This window comes from Oleiphilus sp. HI0043 (assembly GCF_001634935.1).
Genome location: NZ_LWEY01000541.1, coordinates 1 through 990, shown reverse-complemented (window position 1 = coordinate 990; position 990 = coordinate 1). Strand labels below are relative to the sequence as shown.

Genomic DNA, 990 nt, shown 5'->3' with positions numbered 1-990 from the left:
GATGCCAGCTGATGAAACGACAGAGATACCTGCCGTAGGAGAAGAAGCAAAAATAGATATTGAGGAAGAGTTTAATATGCCTTGGGGGCTTGCTGCTTTGTTCCCATTGTTTATCTTGGGCTTTCCCTTCTGGCAATACTTAAAAGCTATTTTCCTTGTAAATAACGCTCGCTATGGCACCTCACCATTCAGCTATGGCGCTGGCGCAAAAAGCTTCTATCTTATGTATTTAAAGGCCTCCGGTGTTTTTATCTTAGCGATATCTATTGTACTTTGGACTTTATCCCAGCTAGACCTTATGAATTTTACAAGTGAAGAAACAGCACCGTCTTTTTCAAACCTCATTTTAATTCAGCTGGTATTCTTTACTGTTTATTTATGGATCTTTGCCTACCTTCAAACCAAGCGCCAAAACTTGATATTCAATCATACCCAGATCGAAGAGATGACTTTCTCAAGTACATTGAGCGTTAGCTATATGTTGTATCTATACCTCAGCAATACGATTGCCATTATCTGCTCACTAGGCTTACTCATCCCCTGGTCGATGATCCGTACTGCGCGCTACCGCGCAAGCCAACTAACACTGCTGACAAATCAATCTCTCGATAATTTCGTCGCGGATCAACAAAATCAATTGACCGCAATGGGTGAAGAGTTTGGTGAAGTCTTTGATATCGAAGTGGGAATTTAAATGCTGACGAAGCCTGGTTGCTAACAATGGAGATTTCCGGCTATTTGTACCTAGGGCAAAGCTCATCACGGCTTCCCGCTAAGCTACATTATCAGGAAGGCGGTCAGCTCTGCTTTTTTCCAGAAAGTGAATTTGTCACTGAGTCATCCAATGAACCCTTAAAAAAGGTCGCCATTAAAGATGTCGACATCTCATCACGCATTGGCAATACCCCGCGCTTCATTAGTTTTGGCGATCAATGTCAATTTGAATGTGCTGATAATTTAGCAATCGATGAACTGATTAAAACCGCCCAG

Annotated in this window: 2 protein-coding genes; both read left to right on the top strand. The window is 42.1% G+C overall.

Annotated elements, in window-relative coordinates:
• Positions 1-694 (top strand): DUF898 family protein (locus A3729_RS06620; RefSeq protein WP_068633458.1); only part of this gene is annotated, 694 nt, incomplete at its 5' end.
• A 26-nt stretch (positions 695-720) separates the two neighbouring features.
• Positions 721-990, top strand: a 270-nt coding sequence (locus A3729_RS06615) for a hypothetical protein (protein WP_197475636.1), incomplete at its 3' end; no start/stop codon positions are given.